Genomic DNA, 26,971 nt, shown 5'->3' on the forward strand with positions numbered 1-26,971 from the left:
TCTGTTCTCGGTTTTCATCTTGTAGGGATTCTTGCTTTTTCCCTATCTACCCAGATATTTTTCTTTTTGGCAACCCTTGTCTTGTCAGGTTTTGACCCACTTGTGTCCGTCAGTCAGGACGCAACCCTGTAGTAATTGCGCCGTGTACATTTTCATCCATATAAAGTTTGAGATTCACTACTTTATTGCCTGTGCTTTAAGTCGGTTAACAAAGGGAGAATCTCCAGCTTTTTCTCGCATTTTTTGGGCAAATTCTAAATCAGCTTGGATAGCTTGATCTAATTCATCTCTATGTTCCCAATAGTAAGCTAATGCTGAGTGAATTTGACTCATACTTAAATCACGATGGTTAATGTGAATTTCTGCTGGAGTCCAACCGTAGGCTATTTGTGCCATAACTAGATCAATCACTTTCAGGGTAGAACCCGCAATTATTGGTACTCCCCGATGATCAATTGCAATATGTTTATAGTCTGTGAGATTTGTTGTCATGTAGAGAGGGTTAAGCTAAAAGACATTTATAATTATACTAAGTACCTAGGCAAAATTAATTACACATATCTAACCACCTCTTGCCCCTTGCATGAGTGCCTATCTTGACTAGGAAATTTATTTTGCACGACTACTTACCTCATTGCCGCAAATTCTTGGGACAAGTGGCTTAAGCTAAGTAGGGAGGCAAAATTATTTGTAGGATGGGTTAGCGGTAGCGTAACATAATCGGGCGTTGGGTTTCATGCTTCAACCCAACCTACGTTCATCTTATATTTAATTCCACCCACCTACTTACTTGTCTATACCCAATATAAAAAACGGTCTCCCTAAACCAGTTGCCAAAATCGCCGCCATGGACAGTCAATTACTTGATAAACTCGGACAATTACAAAACCTCTTAAAAACCAGCGAAAAAGCTCTGATTGCCTATTCTGGGGGCGTGGACAGTACCCTAGTGGCCAAAGTGGCCTATGATCTGCTAGGGAGTCAAGCATTGGCAATTACGGCGGTTTCCCCTTCCCTACTGCCGGAAGAATTAGAAGAAGCGATCGCTCAGGCCGATTATATCGGTATTCGGCATGAATTGGTGGAAACCGAGGAAATGAATAACCCCAATTACACCAGTAATCCCGTTAATCGCTGTTATTTCTGCAAAAGTGAGCTACACGACACCCTTAAACCCCTTGCTCTCGCTCGTGGTTATTCCTACGTCATCGATGGCGTTAATGCTGATGATTTAAGGGATTATCGTCCCGGAATTCAAGCCGCTAGGGAGCGCGGCGCTCGTTCACCTTTGGCGGAAATTGCTATCACAAAAAGCGAAGTTCGTCAACTATCTCGTTACTTAAATTTACCTTGGTGGGATAAACCGGCGCAACCCTGTTTAAGTTCCCGTTTTCCCTACGGGGAGGAAATTAGCCTGGAGAAATTGCAAAGAGTCGGACGGGCGGAGATTTATCTGCGAAAATTAGGTTATCGTCAATTACGGGTGCGATCGAGCGGCGATACGGCACGGATTGAATTACCGGCAGCAGCAATTCCCGACTTTATTAATCGGACAAATTTAAGCGAATTAGTCGCTGATCTGCAAAAATTAGGCTTTATCTATGTCACCCTCGATCTAGAAGGTTATCAAAGCGGCAAACTTAATCGAGTCCTCTAGTTCAGTGATCAGTAAACAGTAATCAGTGGACTGAAAACTCAAATCTGCTCTAACAGCGTTGGGTTTCATGCTTCAACCCAACCTACGTTCTGCTCTAACAGTTATCTTAATGGTGAGGTACGAAGTTTTCGTTTTGGGGAGTTGGTCGTCAATACCAAATTGGGTTATACTTCATCTTGACGAGAAAGGCTGTAACGGATAACTGGTAACGGATAACTGGTCACTGATAACTGATAACTGATAACTGGTCACTGATAACGGATAACTGGTCACTGATAACTGATAACTGATAACTGGTCACTGATAACTGATAGATGAACCTTTTTCTAGGGTCCCTAAGTCTTTACCCTTAAACCTCTAATTGCCAAGGCGAGGATAGATGAGTCAACTACAAAATGCCTTTACGCTATTCCTGAGCCTGTTGGTGGAAGCGATGCCTTTCTTACTGCTAGGGGTGATTCTCTCTAGTATTCTTTTAATATTTGTCGATGAACGTCGCCTAGTTGCTCTGATGCCTCGAAATGCTGTTTTAGGAGCATTTGTGGGGGGATGTATTGGTTTTTTGTTTCCCGTCTGCGAGTGTGGCAATGTGCCGGTGGCGCGACGTTTACTTGTGCAAGGAATGCCGAATGCAGTAGCGGTTAGTTTTCTCTTAGCAGCGCCGACAATTAACCCGATTGTTATCTGGTCCACTTGGGTAGCTTTTCGCGATCAACCGGAAATTGTTTTCTATCGAGTTATCTTTTCTTTGTTCATCGCTACGGTTATCGGTATTATCTTTAGTATCCAAAAAGATCCCCGACCGCTCCTACAAACCTCTTTGGCAAAAAGTCTCAATTGGCAACCGCAAACACCGGAAAAAGAATCTATCCCACTACTACTACAATCCGGTTCTTTTCTGATCGGTAATTCCGGGCAAACTTTGCGCTTAGATGAAAGTTTTGCCGCTACTGCTGTCCTACCGGCAGTGCAAGCAATCCCGATGAAAAGGCGCTGGTTAACTTTTCTGGAAAACGTGGTGATGGAATTACGCGAATTAGGAGGAGTGTTAATCTTAGGAAGTGCTATAGCGGCGGGTTTACAGGTGTTTGTTCCCCGGGAATTTGTTCTTAATTTGGGTCAGGATCCGATTACTTCGATCTTGGCCATGATGCTGTTAGCGGTCATTGTTTCGATTTGTTCCACAGTTGATTCTTTTTTTGCTCTCTCCTTTGCCTCTAGTTTTACCAGTAGTTCCCTGCTGGCTTTTCTAGTGTTTGGTCCAATGATTGACCTGAAAGGGATTGGTTTAATGTTGTCTATTTTTAAACCAAGAATGTTAATTTATCTCTTTGCTTTAGCAGCGCAAATGACTTTTTTACTCACCTTGGCTCACAGTTATTTATTCTAGGTCAGTTCCTAGATAGTTTTTCCCATGAATTCATCACGTCTAAAAATAATCGCCCCCCAATTTATCGATATTATTGCCCTAATCGGTTGGGGTTCGTTACTATTTAAATACTGGATAACTGGACAATTAAATTTACTGATCCATCCTAATTATTTTATCCTGGTTCTCATCACCAGTATTGCTTTATTTGCCCTAGGATTAGTCAAGCTTTGGACATTATTAAAACAGTGGCAAAAAAAGATTAATTTAGATAGTAATGATAATCGATCGCATATTACCATTCTTCCCCAACATTTTGGCTCAGGTTTATTAGTAATAACTGCCCTTTTAGGCCTATTTATCGCCCCGCAGCCCCTCAGCAGTCAAATCGCATTACAGAGGGGAATTAGTGAATCTTTACCCCTAACTCGCGTGCAAACTCAATCCTTTGGTACTACCGTTAAACCGGAGGAAAAAAGTTTAATTGAATGGGTAAGAACTTTGAATGCTTACCCCGAACCTGATGCTTACACAGGACAACCGGTAAAAGTCACAGGTTTTGTGGTGCAATTGCCCCAATTACCCGATAATTATTTATTAATTAGTCGCTTTATTCTTACCTGTTGTGCCGTAGATGCTTATCCCGTCGGTTTACCGGTGAAACTATCAGGAAGTCGCGGTCAATATCCCAATGATACTTGGTTAGAAATCACTGGAGAAATGGCCACGGAATCTTTACCGGTAGAGGTGGGAAAATCCACCAGCAGAAGACAATTAGTAATTAAGGCTAAATCCGTGAAACCTATACCCACTCCCGTTGATCCCTACGGATATTAACAGTTATCAGTGAGCAGTTATCAGTTATCAGTTATCAGTTATCAGTTATCAGTGAGCAGTTATCAGTGAGCAGTGAGCAGTTAAGTAGGTGGGTGGAATTAAATATAAGATGAACGTAGGTTGGGTTGAAGCATGAAACCCAACGCCCAATCATGTTACGCTACCGCTAACCCATCCTACAAATAATTGTGCCTCCCTACTTATCAGTGAGCAGTGAGCAGTTGTTGTTACTAACCATCTACTATAATGCTGAAAACCTTACAACTACAACCGATTGATAAATTAGCGATAACATTAATTGTATCCCTAACCTTAGTAATTGGCGGCTTAATTTGGTTGGGTAATAGCTGTGGTAATCAATGTCTTTTACAAACAGGTCTAAGGGTCAAGGAATTTAGCTGGGAAAATCGAGAAATTGGCGCGGAAGATCAAGCATTTATTATCACTTTTGATCGCCCCATGGATCATGCTAGTGTAGAAAAAAATCTAGTTATCGATCCTCCGCTGCCGGGGAAGTTTAGTTGGGCCGGAAGACGATTAGCTTATACCCTCACTTCTCCCATTCCCTACGGAGAAAAATATCATCTGCAAATTGAAGGTGCGCGGGAACAATTTCGCAGCGGTAATCGATTAGGACAAACCCTGGCAATTTTTGAAAGAGAATTTAAAAGTCGCGATCGTGCTTTTGCCTATATTGGCACTAATGGGGAAGAACAGGGAAGATTAATTTTTTATAACTTGACGGAGGAGAAGAAAACCCTCTTAACCCCCGCAAATTTGACCGTTATGGCTTTTGAATTCTATCCTGATGGTAAAAAAATTCTCTTTTCGGCCGTGGCGAAAAATCAGGGGATAGAGGGAATTCGTGAACTACAGCTTTACCAAGTTGATTTTGGCCAATCTTCCCCAAAAATTGAGTTAGTGCTAGACAATAAAGATTATCAAAATAATCATTTTGATTTAGCTAAAGATGGGGAAACTATTGTCGTGCAGAGAATTGAGCGCCGCAATCCGATTAACTTCGATTTATGGGCAGTTAAATCGGGGGAAAAACCCCAACAATTAAACATCCAAGGCGGAGAATTTTTGATCGCACCTGATAGTAAAACTTTGGCTGTCACCCAGGGGGAAGGAATCGCCCTTTTGCCTTTAAAAACTGAAACAAAACCCCTAGATTTTTTACCAAAATTTGGGCGAATTTTGAATTTTTCTGCTGATGGTACGGCTGCGGCAATGGTGAATTTTAATACTGATAATGCTAAAATGCGTTATATTCGATCGCTTTTTTATGTCAATAATCAAGGATTACAAAAACGCTTACTCAATCTACAAGGTTCGATTATAGATTGTCAATTTAATGCCACTGGTAGTGATTTATATTGTTTGTTAACTGAGTTAGTTACTAACAGTCAAGAGTACAAAGAAAAACCCTATTTTGCTAAAATAGATGTGAAGACTGGTCAAGTAACTCCCCTACTGGAATTAGCCGATTATCGTGATATTCACATTAGTTTATCTCCCGATAGTTTAGCGATTATTTTTGATCAACTTCGCACCAGTTATGATACTAATCCGACTAATCCCCTGACTACCGATTCAGGAGAAACAATTATCGGTGGTCGTTTGTGGATGTTAATTCCTCCCCTACAAGATGGAGTGAAAGCAAGTAAATCTGATTTAATTGAATTGCCTCTAGCGGGAATTCGTCCCCAGTGGATGCCGTAGAATTTCATTATTAACTTGGGAATTATTTCGATGCTGTCAAACTCAGAAAAATTAGCCAAATTGCGTCAGTATTTTGTTAGTGGTGCCACTCGTTCCTATCAATTCCGTCGTCAGCAGTTAGAGAATTTAAAACAGGCAATTATTAAATATGAAGGAGAGATATATCAAGCTTTATATAGGGATTTAAAGAAAAGTCCCGAAGATTGTTGGATTACTGAAAATGGGTTCCTTTTGGGGGAAATTAATAACGCTTTAAAAAATTTGCGCTCATGGATGCAACCCAAAACTGTTAAAACTAATCTCTTAAATTTTCCTTCCTCCAGTCAAATTATTCGGGAACCTTTAGGAGTGGTTTTAATTATTGGTGCTTGGAATTATCCCCTCCAATTGTTATTAGTGCCTTTAGTTGGCGCTATTGCTGCTGGTAACTGTGCGGTATTAAAACCGAGTGAATTTGCCTCAGCGACGGAAAAATTAGTAGTTAAAATAATTCAGGAAATATTCCCCGAAGAATATGTGTTAATTGTACCCGGAGATGGTGCGGAAGTAATTCCGAATATGTTAGACAGTTTTACCTTTGATCATATATTTTTTACTGGCAGTACAAGGGTAGGAAAAATTATTTATCAACTAGCGGCAGCAAAGTTAATTCCTGTTACTCTAGAATTAGGGGGAAAAAGTCCCTGTGTTATCGAAGCTGATGCTAATATTTCCGTGGCAACCCGTCGCATTGCCGTGACAAAATTCTCTAATTGTGGTCAAATGTGTATCGCAGCTGATTATGTTTTAGTACATCAATCCCAGCAGGAGAATTTGATCAGAGAATTAGCAAACACTATTGTTAATTTTTTCGGTGAAGATGCCAGATTAAGTGCTGATTATGGTAAGATAATTAATGAGAAACAATTTGATCGCCTGATTGACTTTCTCCAAGATGGTGAGATTGTTTTTGGCGGCAAAACCGATCGAGAAAATTTATATATTCAACCAACTTTATTAACTAATGTTTCCCTCGATGCTCCTATTATGCAAGGGGAAATATTCGGTCCAATTTTACCGATCATTGCCTTTAGCACTTTTGAGGAAGCTTTAGCAATTATTGCTAAAAACCCTAACCCTCTAGCTTTTTATCTGTTTACTACTAAGGCAAAAACCGAAAAGAAATGGTTAGAATCTGTCCAGTTTGGGGGAGGTTGTATTAACAACAATAGTTTTCATTTTACTAATCCTAGTTTACCCTTTGGTGGTCGGGGAAATAGCGGTATCGGTAGCTACCATGGTCGTTTTTCCTTTGAGAATTTTAGTCACCAAAAAGCGATTATGAAAACACCTCTTTGGTTCAATCCCGCTTTAAAATATCCGCCTTTTAAGGGGAAGTTAGGCTTATTTAAGTTATTAGTTCGCTAAAAAGCTAAGTAGGTAGGTGTTAAAAACTGTCAGATACCCCCCTTATTAAGGGGGATCCCCCCGCCTATCGGCACCCCCCTTATCAAGGGGGGCAGGGGGGATCGGCACCCCCCTTATTAAGGGGGGCAGGGGGGATCAAAGGCAAAATCTATCTTCAATTTAATTATAACTACTTACTTACAGTTTAAGTTAAAGCTTTTAAGAGAGCTTGAAATTTCAGCTGAATTTCTGCTAGTTCTTTTTCCGGATCGGAACCGGCAACAATACCCGCACCGGCGTATAATCGCGCTCGATCGCCTTTAATTAAGGCCGAACGAATACCAACAATAAACTCACTATTATTTTGACAATCGATCCAACCCAAAGGAGCGGCATAAAGAGAGCGATCGAAGGTTTCATAATGACGAATTTGTGCTAAAGCGATCTCGGTGGGAACCCCAGCAACAGCAGGAGTGGGGTGTAGTTGAGCAAGAATTTCGAGGGGATGGATGGAGGGTTTTAGTTTGGCATGAATAGGAGTCCAGAGATGTTGAATATTGGAGAGTTTTAACAATCTAGAGGGAGAATTTTGCGGATTTAAGCCAATTTGTCGCAATTTTTGGTTAATAAAGTCACTAACAGCCCGATGTTCCCGTTGTTCTTTTTCACTAGCGAGGAGTTTATTGGCAAAGAGAGCATCTTCGATCGCATTTTCTCCCCGGGGGGCGGATCCCGCTAAAGCATCGGTGATTAATTGCCCCTGATGGACAGTTAACAAGCGTTCGGGACTAGCGCCGATAAAATGATCTCCCCGTCCATTGCCGAGGGAAAAAGTGTAGCAATCAGGATGACGCTGACGCAAATTATCGAGACAGTTTACCAGATGAAAAGGACGGGGAGAAATCACGTCAAGAGCGTGAGCGAGGACAATTTTGCTAAATTTTTGAGCATGGATAGATTGGAGGGCATCGGCAACAGCCGCTTGAAAATTATAGGTAGGATGAATATAATAACTACAGGGATCCTGACGGGGATTTTGTCGGCAATTGCTCGAGTTATTTTGGATAATTTTGAGGTTATTAATAGTTTCTTCGAGGGATTTTTCTATTTCTTTTTCGCCGGTGATTAAGAGATTGGTAAGGAAAAAATATTCCGACTGTTTTTTGATAATTTGAAACTTAGGCAGGGTTAGGTTAGCTGAGGGAAAGGGGGTGGCTGTTTCCGAGTCGAAAAAAGTGAAACTGCAAAAGATGCGGGGAGTAATCTCGCTATAGTTATCAATTTTGATAATTCTTTGTTGACAGTTTTCAATAAATTTTTGAGCTTTTAAAAAACGTTGTTTGCCGTGGAAAGTGGCAGCAAAGGCGATGCCGTAGCCGAGAAAAGCGGTTTCTCGTTCGGGATTTTCCCAATAATAATGGGTGGGATAGCTAGAAGCAATCCGAGAGAGAATTTCTAGGGGATCAAGGGGGGAAATTTTTTGACAAAAACTGACGATCGACCGATTTCCCTTTTCTGCGGCTAACAGTTGCGGGTTGAGGATAAAGTTATAGAGGCTGCGAAGATCAGCAATCGGACTATCAAGATAGGAAAGGCGAGGAACGGCAGAAGTCATGTCAAGTTTTTTGTATTTTTTGCAAAAAAACCATGATTAATGGTATGTAATCCCCACAGATGTGGCCAGAGTCAGCAATCTCTTTTTAACTATGGTATCGGAGAAAGGGTCTTTAGGCAGAAAGGGAAGGGGATATTTGTGACGATTAACCGGGTTGGAGACAAATGAAGGCTTAAAATCTCCAGAGATGGCTATTATTTAAATGGGCAAAAAAATTAATTTAATAATTTCTACTTTACAAGTTTGTGGAAATTGCCACCACGGGACAAGTGGGGATACATTGTTCACAAACCACACAACGGGAACGCAAAAACTTAAGACGAAAACTTTCGGGATCAAGGGTTAAAGCTTCCGTGGGACAAACTCCCGTACATAAGCCACAATCGACGCATTTTTCTTCATCAATGACGATTTCGCGACTAACTTGGGAAACGCCAATATTTTGTAATTGTAACCATTCGATCGCCGCTTCTAACTCATCGATATCTCCCGATAATTCTAATACTAATGTTCCCACTTGATTGGGGGCAACTTGGGCGCGGATAATATTAGCGGCGATGTTAAAATCCTTCGCCAGTCGATAGGTAACGGGCATATGGACGGCTTTTTTGGGAAAAGTGAGAGTAACGCGTTTTTTCATGCAGCCTTTCCGATCAAAGAATCTTTTTTTGCTTATTTGCCGAAAACGGCTGGAATTACAATAGTAGCAGTAGCGGCAACGATTAGACCAAAAGCCAAATTAACTACCTGTTGATCAGCTTTTTGGTAGGTATCGATGCTAAGACTAAGTTCACGGATTTGGTTGATCACGTCTCCTAGCTTTTTTTCAATGTTTTGAAGGTTACTTTCTAAAGTTTCTAATCGCCCCTCAATTGTATGAACGTCCCCTTCTAGCCTTTTTAGCTGTCCCTCTATTCGATCGAGTCTTTCTTCGGTCATAATTATTACCCATCTCTAACTTAATTGTAACTCAATCGACACCAATACTAAAAGAGCGCAGCAATCGTTACAATAGGACAAAGTAAACTTTGATTAAATGTCCATGACAGCCACCACACCCACCAACAAAACCAGAAATCTGCTGCTGGCAGTGACGGCAGTTATCCTTAGTGTAGCGATTTTCTTTGGCTTTCAAACCACCGCTAGTTCCGTATCTTTGGAAGCGCAAGCGGAAAAAGCGACACCTTTCGAGCTTGCCCTCAGCAATGGTAAACCCACCCTGACAGAATTTTATGCTAATTGGTGTACCAGTTGTCAGGCGATGGCCCCTGAAATTGCCGAAATTAAAAAACAATACGGTAATGCCATTAATTTTGTCATGCTCAACGTTGATAATAATAAATGGTTGCCAGAAATTCTCCGTTATCGTGTGGATGGTATTCCCCATTTTGTCTTTTTAAATAACCAAGGACAACCGGTTGCCCAAGCGATCGGAGAACAACCAAAATCAATTTTAACTGCTAATTTAGAAGCACTTTTAACTAATTCTACCCTACCCTATGCCACCACTACGGGAGAGACTTCTGATTTTAATATCCTTGTGGGCGCTAGTCAAACTGATCCCCGCAGTCACGGCAGTCAAGTTAAGCAGTAATCAGTTATCAGTTATCAGTAATCAGTAATCAGTTATCAGTTATCAGTTATCAGTTATCAGTGGAAAGCTTAGGGCTGAAAGCTAAGTAGCTGGTTATAATTAAATTAAAAATGGATTTTAGCTTCGATCCCCCCTGCCCCCCTTGATAAGGGGGGTGCCGATAGGCGGGGGGATCCCCCTTAATAAGGGGGGCATCTGATAGTTTTTAACGCCTACCTACTTATCATTCAAGAGTCAACTATCAATCAGTACATTTTATTGACTAAAACCTTTTAATTATGGCGATTATTGTCCAACATTTGACCACAGGTAACGAATATATATTCCTAGGAGTTAGTGGGGGTGAAAGTAAGAATATTTTACCCACCAAAATGTTAGGAGATTTCTTCGCAACGGAGGCTCCAGATAAATCTCGATCGGTGACGGTTTGTGATGATCAAGGCCGGATACTTTGGTTTCCCGTCACAGAAATAATTGTGGTGGAGGTAGATGGTCAAAAACCCGAAGAATTATTACCAGAAATTATCGCTCCTGAACCAGTTCCTTTACAATTAGATAAAGAGAATCAACCTCAGTCCCCAGAAAATCAAGGAAACATCGATGAATTTGCCGAAGATGACGATTGGATCTAGAATTAAATATCTAATTTTAGCGGGAATAATTGCCCTATTTGCTATTGGCTTTAATTCCCTCTATTCTGTTTCTCAAAACTCGATCACTTCCTTCCCTGTTGCCGAAGTTCAACCCCAATATCTTAACGATTGGACACCGGAATTAGAGGCAGAATTTCAACAAAGGGCCAAGCAGGTTATTAACCATTTTGCTAAGGCAGAAAGTTATGGCAATTTGTGGGGAGAAAACGAGAAAAGATCCTATCCTATGGCCATGTTTGATTTCTTGGCAGGAAACCGGCAAAAAGCCCTAGATTTCCTGCAGCAGGATGACCCACAAAAACGAGAACAGGCCCACACCGATTATATAGATTATTATTTTTCTTTTACCCTGAAAGGACAAATTAGAAAATATTTTCTTCTCGGAAAGTATCTCGATCCTGTTTATCGTCAGAGAATGTATAATGCGGCGAAAATTTGGACAGAAACTGACCCTTTACAACGCCCCCATCCTATCCATGGTACTGGCCAAGGCACGGGTAATGATTGGAGTATAACAAGACGGGGTTTATGGGTAGATAGTCGTAATACTGATAACCTGCGAGCGATGCGAGAAACATCGGTTTATCTGATGGCCGAAGAAACAGGAAATGAAGCAACTCGTCAACTCTATAAAAGCAAAATTAAGCGCTACGTTTCGGCTTTATATAACATCGGTATGGGAGAATGGGATTCAGAAGTTTATCACGGTCATACCTTTGCTCCCTATCTCAATCTCTACGATTTTGCTCAAGATACGGAAGTTAAACAATGGGCAAAAATGGCCTTAGATTGGTTATCCATGGCCGCTAGTGTTAAATATTATCGGGGTGGTTGGGGTGGCCCTGTAAAACGTGATTACGGTGATGGCCACGGCGTAATGCGATCGCACGCAGCCCGCGCTTTTTGGTTATACTTTGGTGATACTCCCGTCGCCAATAATCGCCCGGAATTGGACTCTCTTTATCTAATTACCAGTCGTTATCGTCCTCCTTTAGCAGTGATGGAATTAGCCCGAAAAAACTTTAATAAACCGGTAGAAATTCTCGCCAGTAAACCCCTGTATGAAAACTGGAAACCGGGCAATAATCAGAGTCCGGGTTATTGGGAAACTCAATTTATTGGGGCTAGTTATCAAATGGGTAGTCTGGCGGGAACTTTCCCCGATGGCGATGTGGCCCCATTTAAATTAATGGCCTTTAATCAAGACAAAGGGGTGGATTTTTTTGTGGCTAACACTGGCAACAATGGCGTAAAACCGGGCAAAAATCCCGGGGATGAAATCGGACAATATCGCAATCTTTTAATCTGGTTACGACCAGCAGATCAAGCTTTTTTCTGGCAATTACCGAAAACCGCCAAGGTAGAAAAAGATGATAATATCTGGTTTATTCAATTAGAAAAAACTTGGTTAGCTCTGAGATTAATAAATCTTTCTTCTCCTGAAATGATCGAGATTCCTAATTCCCCTTATCCCGATGATAATACCTACCAAGCTTTACCCACAGGTAACAATTATGCGGGTTTTGCTCTGGAAGTGGGAGAAGCGGCAACCCAGGGCAGTTATGAGAATTTTAAGAGCATATTTAAGCAAAAAAGTCAAGTAAATTTAACTCAAATTAACCAAGGCAGCCTCTTATTTAAAGGCAGTCAAGGGCAGAGTTTACAATTTACCTATAATCAAATCAATCTACTGCCGATGTTAATTCGTAACGGTCAAAAGCACGATTGGTCAAAAAATTTCGCCCTTTATAACAGTTTAAGTCGAGATAACTCTCCTGTTTCTTTGGGTTGGAAAAAGGGCAAATTAACCGTCAAAGCAGGGAAATATCAGTTTTCAAATGCTTTGATTCTGTCTTCTCCTTAAGTTAGATATTCTCGATTATTTATTCAGCAAACCCTAGTTATGAGGAGAGGCAAAAGGCAAAAGGCAAAAGGCAAAAGGCAAAAGGCAAAAGGCAAAAGGCAAAAGGCAAAAGGCAGCTTTGTTCTCCCCACTTCCCCACTTCCCCACGAAAAACTTTTTCAGCAGACCCTATTTATGAGGATTGATCAGACCATTTGCGCTTGATTTAAGAATTCTTGCAATTCTTCTCCTTCGATTACTTCGGTGGTCAAAAGATTAGCGGTAATGGACTCTAATAAATTGCGATTGTGACTGAGAATTGCTAGGGCTTTTTGGTAACTAGCGTCGATAATTTGTTTAACTTCTTCATCGATCGCTTTGGCCGTATTTTCCCCGATCGAACGCCGGGGACTACCCTGATTATTACCTAAAAAATTAGCCTGTCCTGTTTTATCGTAGGCTAGGGGTCCCAGGGATTTACTCATACCATACATTGTCACCATTCTTTCAGCAATATCCGTCGCCCTTTGTAAATCATCGGAAGCGCCATTAGTGACACTGCCAAAGATTAATTCTTCGGCTGCCCGACCGCCCAATAACATAGTAATTTGTTCTTTAAATTCGGTTTCTGTCATCAAAAAACGGTCTTCCGTGGGAATTTTCAGGGTATAACCCAAAGCGGATAAACCCCGGGGAACGATGGAAATTTTCTCCACCCGACCACCTCCCGGCATGACAGCGCCAACTAAAGCATGGCCAACCTCGTGATAAGCGACGATTTTCTTTTCTTTTTCGGAGAGAACCCGACTTTTCTTTTCTAAACCAGCGATAACTCTTTCTATCGCCTCTTTAAAATCAATTTGACTGACTTTTTCCCGATTATTGCGGGCGGCCAAGAGAGCAGCCTCATTGACGAGGTTGGCTAAATCGGCACCGGCAAAACCGGGGGTTTGGGTGGCGATCGCTTTGAGATTAACATCTTCACCCATCTGGACTCGTTGGGCGTATATTTCCAAAATTGCCAATCGTCCCGCTAAATCGGGACGATCCACCAAAACTTGGCGATCAAAGCGCCCCGGACGCAATAAAGCGGCATCAAGAGTCTCTGGGCGATTGGTGGCGGCTAAAACGATGACAACGGCTTCTTTGGGGCTAAAACCGTCCATTTCTGTCAAAAGTTGATTTAAAGTCTGCTCGCGCTCATCATTACTGCCGCTAGTTCCCGATCCCGAACTTCTCGATTTACCGATCGCGTCCAATTCATCAATAAAAATGATGCTAGGGGCATTTTTCTTCGCTTGGGCAAATAGATCCCGCACCCGGGCTGCCCCAGTCCCGACAAATAACTCCACGAATTCCGAGGCCGAAATGCTAAAAAACGTCACTCCCGCTTCCCCCGCGACCGCTTTTGCTAAGAGGGTTTTTCCCGTCCCCGGCGGTCCGACCAAGAGAACACCTTTAGGAATACGCGCCCCAATTTTATTAAAGCGCTCGGCATCCTTGAGAAATTCGACAATTTCCTTTAACTCGGTTTTTGCTTCCTCGGCCCCGGCCACATCACTGAAGGTAATCGGATATTTTTCGCCGTCTCCGTAAACTTTAGCGAGATTTTTATTAAAAAGCAGCGATTTACGGGTGTCATCGTTGCGATAGAACAGAAACTGCATAGCAGCGACTAAAATTAAGGGAGGAACCACCCAAGCGAGGAGAGTGCTGATCCAACTGTTTTCGGCCACGGGAATCGCCTCGAAGATTACGCCTTTTTGCTGTAATAGTTGGGGTAATTGGGGGTTATAAACTGTAATCGTGGCAAAAACTCGTCCAGGGGCTAGATTACTGCTCGGTTTGCCCGCTAGAGAACTAGAATCACCGTAAAAGGGATGACTTGATTCTGGAGGATTAACGGGGGGATTACCCGGAATAGGCAGGGATTCTAAAGGATTTTTTAATTGATAATAGATGACTTGATTGCCAATTCTGACCTTACTGATGTCGCCCCGTTCCACTTTACTGATAAATTCGCTGTAGGGTTCGAGGGGAATATTGGACAATTCTGAGGGACGAGGGATAAGAAAATAGCCTAAAACGGCAACACCAGAACAAATGATCAGGATTTTGCCTAACCGCGGCCAACGCGACCAGGAAAATTTATTATCTTCTTGATTAGCCATAATTTTTAGGGCAGGTGAGAGTGAAAATACAAAGTTCATACTAACAATTCCCTATCTCGATCGCCTTACCGATGGGATAGGATAGAGGATGGAATACTTGGTAGCGAGCGAGCGACAAACGAGAGAAATCCCATGAATTTAGTTAGCTTAGAGAACTTTCTCGATAACACTTCTTTTTTAGTCCTGTTTTTAACTATGCTGGTTTATTGGGCCGGGGCAGCCTTTCCTAGCATACCTTTGTTGCCTGGCTTAGGCAGCACGGGAGTGGCCATCGCTAACCTCTGTATCGCCGCTTTATTGGGGGCGCGTTGGTTAGAAGCGGGTTATTTCCCCATCAGCAATCTTTACGAATCTTTATTCTTTCTCGCTTGGGGTGTAACTGCGGTTCATTTAATTGCTGAGTACAATAGCCGCAGTCGCCTGGTGGGGGTGGTGACGACTCCTGTGGCCATGGGGATTACTGCTTTTGCCACTTTGTCTTTACCAGGCGAAATGCAAACTTCGGCTCCCTTGGTTCCGGCTTTAAAATCGAATTGGCTGATGATGCACGTTAGCGTCATGATGTTAAGTTATGCTGCTTTGATGGTGGGTTCCCTAATGGCGATCGCTTTTTTGATCGTCACGAGAGGTCAAAATATCGAGTTAAAAGGCAGTTCCGTGGGTACGGGGGCCTATCGTCTCCAAAATAAGTTATCTACCACTCTTTCTGCGCCAATTTTCCTGGAAACGGCTAACGGTGGCCCAACCGCCCTTTTAACTCCCACCTTAACAGCGATGGCGACTCTTTCGCCCCAACGTCTTAGCTTGGCGGAAACCCTCGATAATATCAGTTATCGGGTCATTGGCCTCGGTTTTCCCCTTCTCACTATCGGTATCATCGCCGGAGCAGTTTGGGCCAATGAAGCTTGGGGTTCCTATTGGAGTTGGGACCCGAAAGAAACTTGGGCGCTAATTACTTGGTTAGTGTTTGCCGCTTATCTCCATGCCCGCATTACCCGGGGATGGCAGGGAAGAAAACCAGCTATTCTAGCGGCGAGTGGTTTTGTTGTGGTTTGGGTATGTTATTTAGGGGTGAATCTTTTAGGTAAAGGACTTCATTCCTACGGCTGGTTTTTCTAAATAAGTTATAGGGGTGGGGTGTGGGGTGTGGGGTGTGGCCCCCCCAACCCCACACCCTGTCCCCAGGAAAAACTTTTTCAGCAGACCCTAAATAAGGGAAAAGCCACTATGACCTTTACTTCTGATTCTCTTTTAGCTGAACGTTACCAACTACAACAACGCCTAGGCAATACCGCTATCGGTCGTCAAACTTGGTTAGCTACCGATGTATTATCCCAGGAATCGGTAATTATTAAACTCCTCGCTTTTAGTCCCCAGATGGAATGGGAAGAATTAAAATTATTTGAACGAGAGGCCGCCGTTTTAGCTTCTCTCTATCATCCCCGTATTCCCCGCTATCGCGATTATTTTTCCCTCGATAAAAATCAAGGTGACGGGATTCCTTGGTTTGTGCTTGTACAAGATTATATACCCGGAGAATCCTTAAGCGATCACTTAGAAAGGGGGCAACGTTTCCCCCCTACGGTAATTCGGAATATTGCCCAAGAAGTTCTCGAAATTCTCATTTATTTGCATGAATTATCGCCCCCAGTATTACATCGAGATATTAAACCTAGTAATTTAATTATTAACTCAGAAAATAACGTTTATTTAGTAGATTTTGGCGCAGTCCAGTCCAGGGGTGCAGCAACAGGAGTTACTTTTACCGTGGTGGGAACGAGTGGTTATGCACCCCTAGAACAATTTTGGGGCCGGGCAGTTCCGGGTTCTGATTTATATGCCTTGGGCATGACTTTAATTCATTTATTGACGGGAATTGTGCCGATAGAACTGCCCCACCGCGACTCTAAAATTCAATTTCGCCAACTGGTGACAATCGATGATGATTTAATCGATTGGTTAGAAACTATGACCGATATGGCGGTAGAAAAGCGGTTTAAAAGTGCCAGAGAAGCCCTGAAATTTCTCCAACATCCCTCCTATCGCCAAGCCTCAAGTTTAATCGATCCTAAGAAATTACCAAAACCTCCCCACAGTTCCATCCGTATCGCTAAACGCCGGGATAATTTAGAGATTAATTTACCCCCAAAAATTAAGCTACTTTCCGATGCTCCTACCCTCTGGTCTTTGGCGATTGTCCTTACTGTCACTGTCTTTATCTCCCCGATTCTTACCTTTATTATAGCTCTAATTGGTTTTATTTGTTTGCGGGAGATGCAATTAATTCTTACACCTCAAGAAGTTTTAATTAAATATAAAGTCTTCAATTTTATCTACAAAAAATTTGCTTTTAAAACTCAAGATTTATGGGGTATTTTTCTCCATAGCAATGGCACAGAAGGTAACTATCAGATTCGTCTGCGGACGGCTAAAAATTATTATCTTATCGGCCAGAATCTCCGCGAGGATGAATGTCTCTGGTTAGGACAGGAAATCCAAGATTGGTTAAATTTTATCAAATATAGCGTTTCTCCTCAAGATGATGTGTAACCAAAACGAAAACCTCATACCTCATCATTAAGATAACTGCTCTAGGTTATCAATTTTATCGAGAATCAATTCAAGAAATCCTAAGAATTAGTCGGTAGGCATTTCTCCCTTTTTAACCTTAATGTTGCAGATAAGTAGGGTTGGCTGAATAATGGTAAAACCCTTTTAAAATAAGGCTTTTGACCTGTTAAAATCCGATGTTCATGCTGCGAAAATCCGATTGGGACTCTCAAAAACCTTGCATTATCCCTCTCGTAGTACATAAAATGGTACAAAAAAAAGAGGGCAACAAAGCCTGAAACGACCAGCTACTGACTCCTGACTCCTGACTCCTGACTCCTAACCCCACCAACAAACTTTTTCAGCAAACCCTAAGTAGTCGGACATAAATTCTGTTGTCTATCTTAAGAAATGTAAATTGCCGCAATTCTTACTGACTCCTGACTTGAAAGTGGCAAGTGGCAAGTGGGGAGAATACACAAAAGCTGTCTCCTGTCTCCTGTCTCCTGTCTCCTGTCTCCTGACTCCTTACCCTACAGTTAACTTTACTTTTGTCCAACTACTTATCGCCCTATCTTGATAGAATAATAACTGATTGGCATTCCCTCGGCTACAAGGCGGCAATTATTGAATCGGATTAGGAATTGCCAAAAGGCGGCCATGAAATGTTAGTTATTAGTGGAGAATTAAAAATGAACTCTGAAATTTACAAAAAAGTCAGCTTGTTAGTTTTGTATCAAGGGGTTTTTGATAATGCTATTGGCCAGGCATTTATTACCCTATTATCTACGGATAATGTTGCCGATTTTCTCAAAGCTTATGGTAAATTGTTTCAAGCTTTAGCATCTAAAAATATCAGTTGGAATGATTTTCTAGTCGAACAAATTTTATTAGATGATAATCCCTTTAGTCAACAGGTACAGAAAAAAATTGTTTCGGAGTTACCTGAATCTTTAATTGATGGCGTTAAACAGGATTTATCTATCCTCCAATCTCTTTATAACTCTAGCATTTATAGCTTAAGTAATTCGACGGTTTTTGAACAAATTAAATTTCTAATTTTCCCCGCTTGGGAAGTGGACAATAAATTAGAAAGTTTCCTGCATTCCAGTTCAGATTGGACGGAATTGATCGAAGATTTAGCAGATTATTATCGCGAATGTGGTACAGGAATTTTTGCCCGTTATCAAGCTTTAAGGTGGCAAGAAGGCAGATTACAAGGAATTACTCATCCCGATCCCGTGCAGATTCAAGAAATAGTCGGTTATGAAATGTCCAAGGAAACTTTGATTAAAAACACTGAGTTTTTATTGGCAGGTTATCCCGCTTTAAATGTCCTACTCTATGGCAGTCGTGGTTCGGGAAAATCCTCTCTAGTCAAGGGATTATTGCAAAAATATCATACTCAGGGATTGCGCTTAATTGAAGTGGCCAAATCTCAATTAAAAGACCTACCATTAATTATTGAAATCCTACGAGATTTACCACAAAAATTTATTATCTTTGTCGATGATTTATCCTTTGAAGAAGACGATGAAGCTTTTAAAGCTTTAAAGGTTATTTTAGAGGGAAGCATCACCGCTAGACCGAAAAATGTCGTAGTTTATGCCACTTCTAATCGCCGACATTTAGTCAGAGAATTTTTTGCGGATCGACCCCGACCAAAAGATAGTGATGAAGTGCATAATTGGGACACAGTACAAGAAAAATTATCCTTTAGCGATCGCTTTGGTTTAACCCTAACTTTTGAACCGGCTAATCAAGAAAAATATTTGGAAATAGTGCGTCATTTAGCAGCTTTATCTAAATTAAAAATTAGCTTAGAAGACTTAGAATTTCGTGCCAAACAATGGGCAACCCAACATAATGGGCGATCAGGAAGAACTGCTAGACAATTTGTTGATTTTCTGCAAGGGGAATTAGAATTAAATAGGTAGCATTAATTGTGTTATGATTAAATAAAAGAAGTTCTAATCTAGAAAAATGTTGACTTCATCTCCTCCCAAAACCCTCAGCTTAGAAGCATATCGTAATTTAGAAACCATTGCCGAGGTTAAACACGAATATCACGACGGGGAAATTATCGAGATGACAGGGGGAAGCATCAATCATAATAGTATTCTCATTAATCTTATTGTCCTGCTAAAATTAGCTTTAAGAGGAACTAATTATCGTCTTCAATCTAGCGATCTACGTCTATGGATACCCCAATATAATCGCGGTTTATACCCAGATTTAATGATCATTGCTGGGGAACCATTATTTAGTGATAATCGCAACGATGAAATTTTAAATCCCTGTGTAATTATCGAAGTTTTATCCTCTTCCACCTCTAGTTATGATCGGGGTGATAAATTTCGTTATTATCGTTCTATACCCCAATTAAACCAATATCTTCTCGTCAGTCAAGGGGAGATACTAATAGAATCCTATAGCAAAACCTCAGAGAATAATTGGTTACTGCAAGAATACACCCCAGCCAGGGGAATTATATCCCTAGATTCTTTAGGAATTGGTCTAAATCTTGCCGATATTTACGAAGGAATTGATTTTAATTGAAGAATAATTGATGAATGATAACCTTTTTTATATGATCTAGGTTATAATCGGGAGGATTAAAAATTCTGTGACAGAGAAAATGCTAACTCGATCTCCTACCAAAACCCTCAGCTTAGAAGAATATCGTAATTTAGAAACTAGAGCGGAAACTAAACACGAATATCACGACGGGGAAATTATCGAGATGACAGGGGGAAGCATCAATCATAATCGACTGGTACGCAATTTAATTCGCTTGTTAGACAATGCTTTAAGGAAAACTATTTATGAAGTCTTTCCCAGTGATTTGCGTCTATGGATACCCCAGTATAATCGCGGTTTATACCCAGATTTAATGATCATTGCTGGGGAACCATTATTTAGTGATAATCGCAACGATGAAATTTTAAATCCCTGCCTAATTATCGAAGTTTTATCTCCTTCCACCTCTGGTTATGATCGGGGTGATAAATTTCGTTATTATCGTTCTATACCCCAATTAAACCAATATCTTCTCGTCAGTCAAGGGGAGATACTAATAGAATCCTATAGCAAAACATCAGAAAATAATTGGTTATTACAAGAATACACCCCAGCCAGGGGAATTATATCCCTAGATTCTTTAGGAATTAGCTTAAATCTTGTCGATATTTACGAAGGAATTGATTTTAATCTCAACTCCTAACTTTAGCTATCTTTTAAGAGGACGTACTAAAAACAATTTTACCATCTTTTACCGCTACCAAACGCAAAGTTAAGGGTCCAGATGTATTAGTTTTACTAGCAGCAACTGCCTCAAGTGTCTCGATAGAATTACCCGACCTTTTGACTTGATCGATAAAGTTAACTACCGTAGTTAATAAACCATCTTCCACTTGAATTGACCCTAAAACTCCCGCACTTCTAGCGCGAAATTGAGCCGAAGCTAAGAGTAAATCTAAACGCTTTTGCAGGTCTTCTTCTGTCATATTTTGCGGATCAATAGAAACGGCAGCGATTACCTGTTTCTCCTCAAAAACTCTTTGATTGGGAACCACATCAGCAAAGACACGAATCTCGGTTTCTCCTAAGACATAATTACCTGCGGAAAGGATTCTCACCACATATTCTTTACCGTCCTGTAATTGTTGACTTAACTGTTCTACCTGTGCTTTTGTGATCTTAACTAAACGCTGGTCAAAATTAGGCTGATTCGGTTGGGTGGCACGGATAGCATTCATATTCGCTTCCCGCAATAACTTATCGATAACGGTGACAATAGCTTGGGGATCAACAATACGAAAAGCTCCAAAAGATAACACCTGTCCCCGGAAAATAGCGATTTGTTTTTCCCGCAATTCTTGATAGGTTTGATAGTATTGTTCTAAAACTTCCACTTCCCGCTTAAGAAAAGCCATTTGGGTTTCTAAATCTTTTAATTTTCCCTCACGCTGTTCCAAAGCTAAATTTTTATCGACGATCGATCGATCAAGTTCTCCAATGCGTTGATCCCGGCGATCAATTTCTAGCTGTAGGGTTTTTTGTTGGGTTTCCAACTGTTGAAGTCGCGCTTGTCTGGTTGTTAATAATTTTTGTTGATTAGCCAACTCTTTATCTCTAACTTTAACGGTGGTTTGTAGTTGATTTATCTGACTAGAAAGAATTGATTTTTGTTGGAACAATTGATCCCGTTGACTGCTTAACTGTGCCTTTTGATTAGTTAAAATAACTCGTTCATTATTTAAATTAGCCACTTCCTTCCGAAACTTTTCCAACTGTCCCGAAACTAATCGCAAACGTTGACGCGAAGCTTGATAATTTTTGTTAAGAACCTCTAGACGTTTCTGCACAGCTATCTGTTCACTTTTAGCTGTTTTTAAAGCCTTTTCCACCTGATTTTTTTGTTCGGTGGTTTTTCTGACCTGACTTTCTAAATCCTTAATAGCGGCACGACGTTCATTTAAAAGACGATCCAGTTCAAAAACCCCTTGACGCAGGGATTTACTAGAAGCAAACAAGACAATTAAAGTGGAGCCGGCGATCAAAATTCCCGTTACAATCGTCATTAAAGTTGCGGTTTGTTTCGGACGCAGATTAAATAAACGCATCCTTTTCTTACCGATACGGCTCCCTATGCGATCGCCAACCGCCGCTATCAGACCACCTAAAACCACGATGGCCAAAACCAAAATATAAGCGCTAGTCATCCAGAATTTAAGTAAATTGTTGACTGAGAGCGACGGGATTATGGACGGTAATTTTCTTCTTGTAAATTGAGACCATTTCTTGATCCCGCAGCTCTCCCAATAAACGGGTGACAGTGACGCGAGTAGAACCGATCGCTTCTGCGATCGCTTGGTGAGACAATTTTAGATCCACCCGGATGCCATCGGTGGTGGGAACCCCAAAATCACGACAGAGAATTAACAAAAAACTGACCAAACGTGAACCCATATCCCGGTGAGCTAAGGTTTCGATCATCATTTCCGTTTGCAGAATCCGCGAGGACAAACCCTGCAGCATCAACATTGATAAATCGGGATTATTGCGGAGGGATCTTTCTACCTGATCGATCGGGGCCGAGAGTAATTCTACCGGAGTAAAAGCCACGGCATGATAAAAACGATCCGATCGCTGGCCGGTGAGTAAGGATAGCACACCAAAGACGCTATTTTCCCGCAGTAGAGCCACGGTAATTTCTTCTCCCGCTTCATAGACTCGCGACAACTTAACGGCTCCTTTCAGCAAAAAATAGACTCTTTCGGCGGGATCTCCAGGGAAAAAGATCGTTTTGCCACGCTCGAACAATTCCACCACCGGGGGGAAATTGCCGCTGCCGATTCGACGGAACACATCTGCTAGGGGTTTATCTTGTATTAATGATAAGTCCATCTCACATCCAAAAAAAGGGAAAATTGTTTTTATTATGCAACGAGTGTCACCTCTATTAAACATAACCGCTCCCTAAACTGGGAAAAGTTTTGGGCGCTTTTTGCCAGACAATGGGGGAGGGGTGATCATTGCTGCCCCTTTATCTGTATCCCTATTATACCGAATCTCGCTGGGGTCGGCTATTGGGGAGATTTTTGTAAGAGAAACGAGAACTATGTTAGATTTAACGGGAAAAAACGCCCTAGTGACGGGAATTGCCAATAATCGCTCGATCGCTTGGGGAATTGCCCAACAACTCCATCAAGCTGGTGCGAATATCGGTGTCACCTATCTCCCCGACGAAAAGGGCCGTTTTGAGAAAAAAGTGCGAGAATTGGCCGATGAACTTAATCCCGCTTTTTATGTCCCCTGCGATGTCCAAAATGACCAACAGGTAGAAGATACTTTCGCTACAGTGGCGGAAAAATGGGGTAAACTGGATATTTTGATTCACTGTCTCGCTTTTGCCGATAAAGAGGGTTTAACGGGCGATTTTACCGCCATCCCTCGGGAAGCTTTCACTAAATCCCTAGATATTAGCACTTTTTCCCTAACCCGTCTAGCGCGATCAGCTAAACCTTTGATGACGGCAGGGGGAAGTATTATCACTCTTACCTATCTCGGCGGTGTCAAGGTAATTCCTAACTATAATTTAATGGGGGTGGCAAAAGCAGGTTTAGAAATGAGTGTTCGCTATTTAGCCGCGGAATTAGGTGGCCAAAAGATCCGAGTTAATGGTATTTCCGCCGGTCCAATTCGCACCTTGGCATCTTCGGCCGTGGGGGGAATTCTTGATATGATCCATCATGTGGAAGAAATCGCTCCTTTACATCGCACCGTGACACAAATTGAGGTGGGAAATACGGCCGCTTTTTTAGCCAGTGATCTTTCTAGTGGTATTACCGGTCAGATTATTTATGTAGATTCCGGTTACGAAATTATGGGAATGTAGTTTTAAGTAGGTAGGTGTTAAAAATCATCAGCGCCCCCCTTATTAAGGGTAGTAGGGTTGATTCATGAATCAACCCTACTATGAATCAACCCTAGGATCAAGGGGGTATCAAAGGCGAAATCTATCTTCAATTTAATTGAAACGACTATCATAAAAGACTATGATCGTGTTTGTTGCGAAGTTGCTGAAGAGTCTTGCGATCGCTGTCTAGATCGACTTCATCGTAATGTAAATCGGCATCGTGGTTTTTCAAAAAAGCATCCACCACCCAACGAGAAGATAGACCTAAAATACTTCCGACCTCGGCACTGGTGATTTTTTCCGCTCGGTAGGCCTGCACCACCAAAGCCTCTAAAATTTCACGGGTAAGATTATTGTAGTTGTAATGTTGAAGCAATTCATCGGGAATATCGATAGTAATTTTCATGATTTAGCTTCCTTTTTTTTGGGGTTTACTGATAATGTTTATAGAACTTAGGTTGAGTTAAAGCATGAAACCCAACGCCTATTCTATACCTTCTCAACAGGATTTAGTATAACTTTTGGATATGGATAAAGCTGGCATTTCTATTACTTCGCTTCAAATAATTTCCGAATCTCGTTAATAGAAATATAGATACCGACAACAGCACCTAGCAAAAGAGGGATTTGACTATCCGAACCAAGGCATTTCTGAAAATTTTCATCGGTTAACACTTTATAGACCACCTTAAATAGGGTAAATGCAGTCCACAAAGTTAACCCAGAAACGAAAAGAATTTCTAGATAAGATTTATTGTTTCCCCGTCGCTGCCGTCTTCTTGTAACCACTGCCACGCTTGCGGTAATGACCAAGGTTCCGATTAACAAAAGAAAGTTTTCAATGTTAACAATCTTCATCAAAAATTTATGCTGATTTTGCTTTTCTAAAGGTAATATACCATCCGCAGCCCGCCGCTAATATCGCACCAATAACCGCGCCATAAACTCCCGCAATCGATCCCCCTAGGGCTGCACCTCCCACCGTTACCACCATCAGGCGATCGGCTTTATCCCAAAATCGAGGGGAATCAGCACCCTCGTGATCAAGGGGGGATCCAGCTAATTTTTGGGCAGTTTTTACCCAATCTTGGCTAGGAATAACATCATTAATAAATAGGGCCTCGAAATCTAAACTATCGGGAAAAATGACGCTTAAACTTTTGGTGCGTTCTTGGTTAGCATAGGCTGCGTCTAATTCTTCGATCGCTTTTTTATAAGCTTTTTCTAGGGGGGGAAAATCCTTGACAAGTTGCCGCAATTGTGTTGCTGCCTGGGGTTGTTCTTCCCTTAATAATCGTTCAATTTCTTTGAGCGATCGCTGTAGATATTCTGGCAAAGGTTCAGTCTGCTGTGCGAGGGCAATTAGCAGCGCTTCAAGATCGATAATTGTTTTGGGAATTTCCATAAGTTAGTCCTGTCCAGTCAGGGTATAGGCTGCCCAATGGTAAGGATCGCTGTATTCTGTTAGTTGATCTAGCCCTATTTTACCCAGAGAACAAATCGCCCACCCTCGGTCAGACTAAGCTTGATGGTCATCGGATTTAATGGCTACCGCTTGGTAGTAAGAGGCGATCGCTTCTGCCCATCTGCCTAAATTCCTTAACGCATTCCCTCGGTTGGTCCAAGCTTGATGGTCATCGGGTTTAATTTCTAAAGCTTTGTCGTAAGAGGCGATCGCTTCTTCTAATCTGCCTAAATTCTTTAACGCAATCCCTCGGTTGTACCAAGCTTGATGGTCATCGGGTTTAATTTCTAAAGCTTTGTCGTAAGAGGCGATCGCTTCTGCCCATCTGCCTAAATTACCTAACGCAACCCCCCGGTTAGTCCAAGCTAGATGGAAATCGGGTTTAATTTCTAAAGCTTGATCGTAAGAGGCGATCGCTTCTGCAAATCTGCCTAAATCATCTAACGCAACCCCTCGGTTGTACCAAGCTTCATGATAATCGGGTTTAATTTCTAAAGCTTGATCGTAAGAGGCGATCGCTTCTGCCCATCTGCCTAAATTACCTAACGCAACCCCTCGGCCGGACAAAGCTTGATGGAAATCGGGTTTAATTTCTAAAGCTTTGTCGTAAGATGCGATCGCTTCTGCCCATCTGCCTAAATTACCTAACGCATTCCCTCGGTTGTACCAAGCTTCATGATAATCGGGTTTAATTTCTAAAGCTTTGTCGTAAGATGCGATCGCTTCTGCAAATCTGCCTAAATTACCTAACGCAATCCCTCGGTTGTACCAAGCTTGATGTAAATCGGGTTTAATTTCCAAAGCTTTGTCGTAAGAGGCGATCGCGCCGATAAAATCCCCATTGATTAGTTTCTGGTATCCTTGCTCAAACCAGAATGCGACATCCTGAACCACTTCCGTCAAATCCGTCTCCTTTGAGTCTAGATTTTCCTCCTCCACACCGGAAACATCCCTCACCGCGTCGCGTAACTGGAGGCTAATCCGTTGGGACACTTCCCCCAGATTTCCCGTCATCACCTTGCCTAAAGCCGCCAGATCCCGCCCTAAAGTTTGATAATCTTCCGGATACTGTAGCCATTCCTCGCTTTTGACCCCTAACCACCGCGCCAGCTTTTTATCGTCACAATGGCGACTGTATAGCTATTCCCGTAACCCGTCGGTAGTGGTTCCCGCCGCCACCTGCTCGAATAACCCCATCAATATCCCTTCATATTCCCCATCGCTGGGTTCTGGAGGAGTATTTTCGACTTTTTTGAGGTTAATTGCCTTCGGACTGGCAATAAAGAGCGATTTTAGCCAATTCCAGAGCTTTTTTAGTAGGGATAGCATCGAAGAAAGGGGGAAAGGAAGATAAGGAAATTATATCTCTACTGCCGAAAGTCGTCCCTTTCGGGGTTCATACTCGTCCTAAAAGGGGAAATCAGCAATCGAACTTCTGAAAATATCCTAGCGATCGCTATCTTCCAGCGAGCGAGCCAATTCTAAGACCTTTTCGAGAGATAATCCCAGAGAAGCGGCGATTTCTTGGGTATTAACCCCCGCTCGCAATAATAAGGGAACAGAAGCTAATTTTCCGATGATTTCCCCTTCTTGGCGACCTTCTTGGCGACTAGGGCCTCCTGAAACACACGCGTCTGTCTTAACTCGCTTAAACTAAACATAGCTTCTATCTCCTTTCGAGTAAT

At 41.8% G+C, this 26,971-nt stretch carries 24 protein-coding genes and 2 pseudogenes; 14 read left to right on the plus strand and 12 right to left on the minus strand.

All coding sequences use genetic code 11. The features are described from left to right. Positions 1-177: 177 nt before the first annotated feature. A complete protein-coding gene (locus EWV66_RS23760) occupies positions 178-492 on the minus strand; it encodes a DUF433 domain-containing protein (RefSeq protein ID WP_052278248.1) in 315 nt (104 codons plus the stop codon). A gap of 355 nt (positions 493-847) precedes the next feature. On the opposite strand from EWV66_RS23760, the gene larE reads away from it, so the two are divergent. The 5 genes from larE to EWV66_RS23785 all read left to right on the plus strand — a co-directional run bounded on the left by larE (position 848) and on the right by EWV66_RS23785 (position 6,995). Next, entirely contained in the window at positions 848-1,657 is an 810-nt protein-coding gene (gene larE / locus EWV66_RS23765; protein WP_052278247.1) for an ATP-dependent sacrificial sulfur transferase LarE, read from the plus strand. Between the two features lie 379 nt (positions 1,658-2,036). Continuing rightward, positions 2,037-3,047, plus strand: a complete 1,011-nt coding sequence (locus EWV66_RS23770; RefSeq protein WP_002793150.1) for a permease — start codon at positions 2,037-2,039, stop codon at positions 3,045-3,047. Positions 3,048-3,071: 24 nt separating this feature from the next. Further along, positions 3,072-3,863, plus strand: coding sequence for a TIGR03943 family putative permease subunit (locus EWV66_RS23775; RefSeq protein ID WP_052278246.1), 792 nt, complete (start codon positions 3,072-3,074; stop codon positions 3,861-3,863). Between the two features lie 246 nt (positions 3,864-4,109). After that, the gene (locus EWV66_RS23780; RefSeq protein ID WP_072925132.1) at positions 4,110-5,588 is read left to right on the plus strand and encodes a hypothetical protein; all 1,479 of its coding nucleotides are present in this window, start codon (positions 4,110-4,112) and stop codon (positions 5,586-5,588) included. A gap of 30 nt (positions 5,589-5,618) precedes the next feature. Beyond that, entirely contained in the window at positions 5,619-6,995 is a 1,377-nt protein-coding gene (locus tag EWV66_RS23785) for an aldehyde dehydrogenase (protein WP_052278244.1), read from the plus strand. A 184-nt stretch (positions 6,996-7,179) separates the two neighbouring features. On the opposite strand, the gene EWV66_RS23790 is transcribed toward EWV66_RS23785, so the two are convergent. The 3 genes from EWV66_RS23790 to EWV66_RS23800 all read right to left on the minus strand — a co-directional run bounded on the left by EWV66_RS23790 (position 7,180) and on the right by EWV66_RS23800 (position 9,528). Then, complete coding sequence (locus EWV66_RS23790; RefSeq protein WP_072925127.1) at positions 7,180-8,589, minus strand: isochorismate synthase; 1,410 nt, start codon at positions 8,587-8,589, stop codon at positions 7,180-7,182. A 235-nt stretch (positions 8,590-8,824) separates the two neighbouring features. Beyond that, complete coding sequence (locus tag EWV66_RS23795; protein ID WP_002760353.1) at positions 8,825-9,229, minus strand: NIL domain-containing protein; 405 nt, start codon at positions 9,227-9,229, stop codon at positions 8,825-8,827. Positions 9,230-9,261: 32 nt separating this feature from the next. Beyond that, positions 9,262-9,528 (minus strand): ssr2422 family thylakoid membrane protein, encoded by a 267-nt coding sequence (locus EWV66_RS23800; protein ID WP_002760351.1) that lies wholly within the window; start codon positions 9,526-9,528, stop codon positions 9,262-9,264. A gap of 103 nt (positions 9,529-9,631) precedes the next feature. Here EWV66_RS23800 and EWV66_RS23805 point away from each other — a divergent pair, with 103 nt between their 5' ends. From EWV66_RS23805 to EWV66_RS23815, 3 genes are all read left to right on the plus strand, one after another. Continuing rightward, positions 9,632-10,183, plus strand: coding sequence for a thioredoxin family protein (locus EWV66_RS23805; protein WP_043995638.1), 552 nt, complete (start codon positions 9,632-9,634; stop codon positions 10,181-10,183). Positions 10,184-10,461: 278 nt separating this feature from the next. After that, the gene (locus EWV66_RS23810; RefSeq protein WP_002772182.1) at positions 10,462-10,815 is read left to right on the plus strand and encodes a hypothetical protein; all 354 of its coding nucleotides are present in this window, start codon (positions 10,462-10,464) and stop codon (positions 10,813-10,815) included. Next, the gene (locus tag EWV66_RS23815; protein ID WP_052278243.1) at positions 10,784-12,700 is read left to right on the plus strand and encodes a hypothetical protein; all 1,917 of its coding nucleotides are present in this window, start codon (positions 10,784-10,786) and stop codon (positions 12,698-12,700) included. The genes EWV66_RS23810 and EWV66_RS23815 overlap by 32 nt, the downstream gene beginning before the upstream one ends. A 185-nt stretch (positions 12,701-12,885) precedes the next feature. On the opposite strand, the gene ftsH is transcribed toward EWV66_RS23815, so the two are convergent. Next, positions 12,886-14,850 (minus strand): ATP-dependent zinc metalloprotease FtsH, encoded by a 1,965-nt coding sequence (gene ftsH, locus EWV66_RS23820; protein WP_052278586.1) that lies wholly within the window; start codon positions 14,848-14,850, stop codon positions 12,886-12,888. A 132-nt stretch (positions 14,851-14,982) separates the two neighbouring features. On the opposite strand from ftsH, the gene ccsB reads away from it, so the two are divergent. The 5 genes from ccsB to EWV66_RS23845 all read left to right on the plus strand — a co-directional run bounded on the left by ccsB (position 14,983) and on the right by EWV66_RS23845 (position 20,623). Further along, a complete protein-coding gene (gene ccsB / locus EWV66_RS23825; RefSeq protein ID WP_052278242.1) occupies positions 14,983-15,969 on the plus strand; it encodes a c-type cytochrome biogenesis protein CcsB in 987 nt (328 codons plus the stop codon). 108 nt (positions 15,970-16,077) lie between these two features. Further along, the gene (locus EWV66_RS23830) at positions 16,078-17,400 is read left to right on the plus strand and encodes a serine/threonine protein kinase (RefSeq protein ID WP_052278585.1); all 1,323 of its coding nucleotides are present in this window, start codon (positions 16,078-16,080) and stop codon (positions 17,398-17,400) included. A 692-nt stretch (positions 17,401-18,092) separates the two neighbouring features. After that, on the plus strand, positions 18,093-19,337 hold the full coding sequence (locus EWV66_RS23835; RefSeq protein ID WP_287108531.1) for an ATP-binding protein: 1,245 nt from the start codon (positions 18,093-18,095) through the stop codon (positions 19,335-19,337). A gap of 46 nt (positions 19,338-19,383) precedes the next feature. Continuing rightward, complete coding sequence (locus tag EWV66_RS23840; RefSeq protein WP_287108533.1) at positions 19,384-19,959, plus strand: Uma2 family endonuclease; 576 nt, start codon at positions 19,384-19,386, stop codon at positions 19,957-19,959. A 79-nt stretch (positions 19,960-20,038) separates the two neighbouring features. Continuing rightward, positions 20,039-20,623: a Uma2 family endonuclease gene (locus tag EWV66_RS23845; protein WP_287108534.1), complete on the plus strand. Its 585-nt coding sequence runs from the start codon at positions 20,039-20,041 to the stop codon at positions 20,621-20,623. Positions 20,624-20,636: 13 nt separating this feature from the next. Here EWV66_RS23845 and EWV66_RS23850 read toward each other — a convergent pair whose 3' ends face one another. Further along, positions 20,637-22,124 carry a DUF3084 domain-containing protein gene (locus EWV66_RS23850; protein ID WP_052278239.1) on the minus strand — a complete coding sequence of 496 codons (1,488 nt, stop codon included), beginning with the start codon at positions 22,122-22,124 and terminating at the stop codon, positions 20,637-20,639. Between the two features lie 7 nt (positions 22,125-22,131). Next, positions 22,132-22,809, minus strand: coding sequence for a global nitrogen regulator NtcA (gene ntcA / locus EWV66_RS23855; RefSeq protein ID WP_002793163.1), 678 nt, complete (start codon positions 22,807-22,809; stop codon positions 22,132-22,134). A gap of 214 nt (positions 22,810-23,023) precedes the next feature. On the opposite strand from ntcA, the gene fabI reads away from it, so the two are divergent. Further along, on the plus strand, positions 23,024-23,800 hold the full coding sequence (gene fabI / locus EWV66_RS23860) for an enoyl-ACP reductase FabI (protein ID WP_052278238.1): 777 nt from the start codon (positions 23,024-23,026) through the stop codon (positions 23,798-23,800). A 148-nt stretch (positions 23,801-23,948) separates the two neighbouring features. Here the strand turns inward: fabI and EWV66_RS23865 are convergent, their stop codons facing one another. The 5 genes and pseudogenes from EWV66_RS23865 to EWV66_RS23885 all read right to left on the minus strand — a co-directional run. After that, positions 23,949-24,227, minus strand: coding sequence for a UPF0175 family protein (locus EWV66_RS23865; RefSeq protein ID WP_004163807.1), 279 nt, complete (start codon positions 24,225-24,227; stop codon positions 23,949-23,951). 143 nt (positions 24,228-24,370) lie between these two features. Continuing rightward, positions 24,371-24,679 (minus strand): hypothetical protein, encoded by a 309-nt coding sequence (locus tag EWV66_RS23870; protein WP_052278237.1) that lies wholly within the window; start codon positions 24,677-24,679, stop codon positions 24,371-24,373. Between the two features lie 7 nt (positions 24,680-24,686). Next, a complete protein-coding gene (locus tag EWV66_RS23875) occupies positions 24,687-25,226 on the minus strand; it encodes a hypothetical protein (protein WP_052278236.1) in 540 nt (179 codons plus the stop codon). 117 nt (positions 25,227-25,343) lie between these two features. Next, a pseudogene (locus tag EWV66_RS23880) lies at positions 25,344-26,615 on the minus strand (tetratricopeptide repeat protein); the annotation flags it as partial. A 117-nt stretch (positions 26,616-26,732) separates the two neighbouring features. After that, positions 26,733-26,971, minus strand: a pseudogene (locus EWV66_RS23885) (Rpn family recombination-promoting nuclease/putative transposase); the annotation flags it as partial.

It is taken from the genome of Microcystis sp. M_OC_Ca_00000000_C217Col (assembly GCF_007095585.1).
In the GTDB taxonomy this organism is placed as follows: domain Bacteria; phylum Cyanobacteriota; class Cyanobacteriia; order Cyanobacteriales; family Microcystaceae; genus Microcystis; species Microcystis panniformis.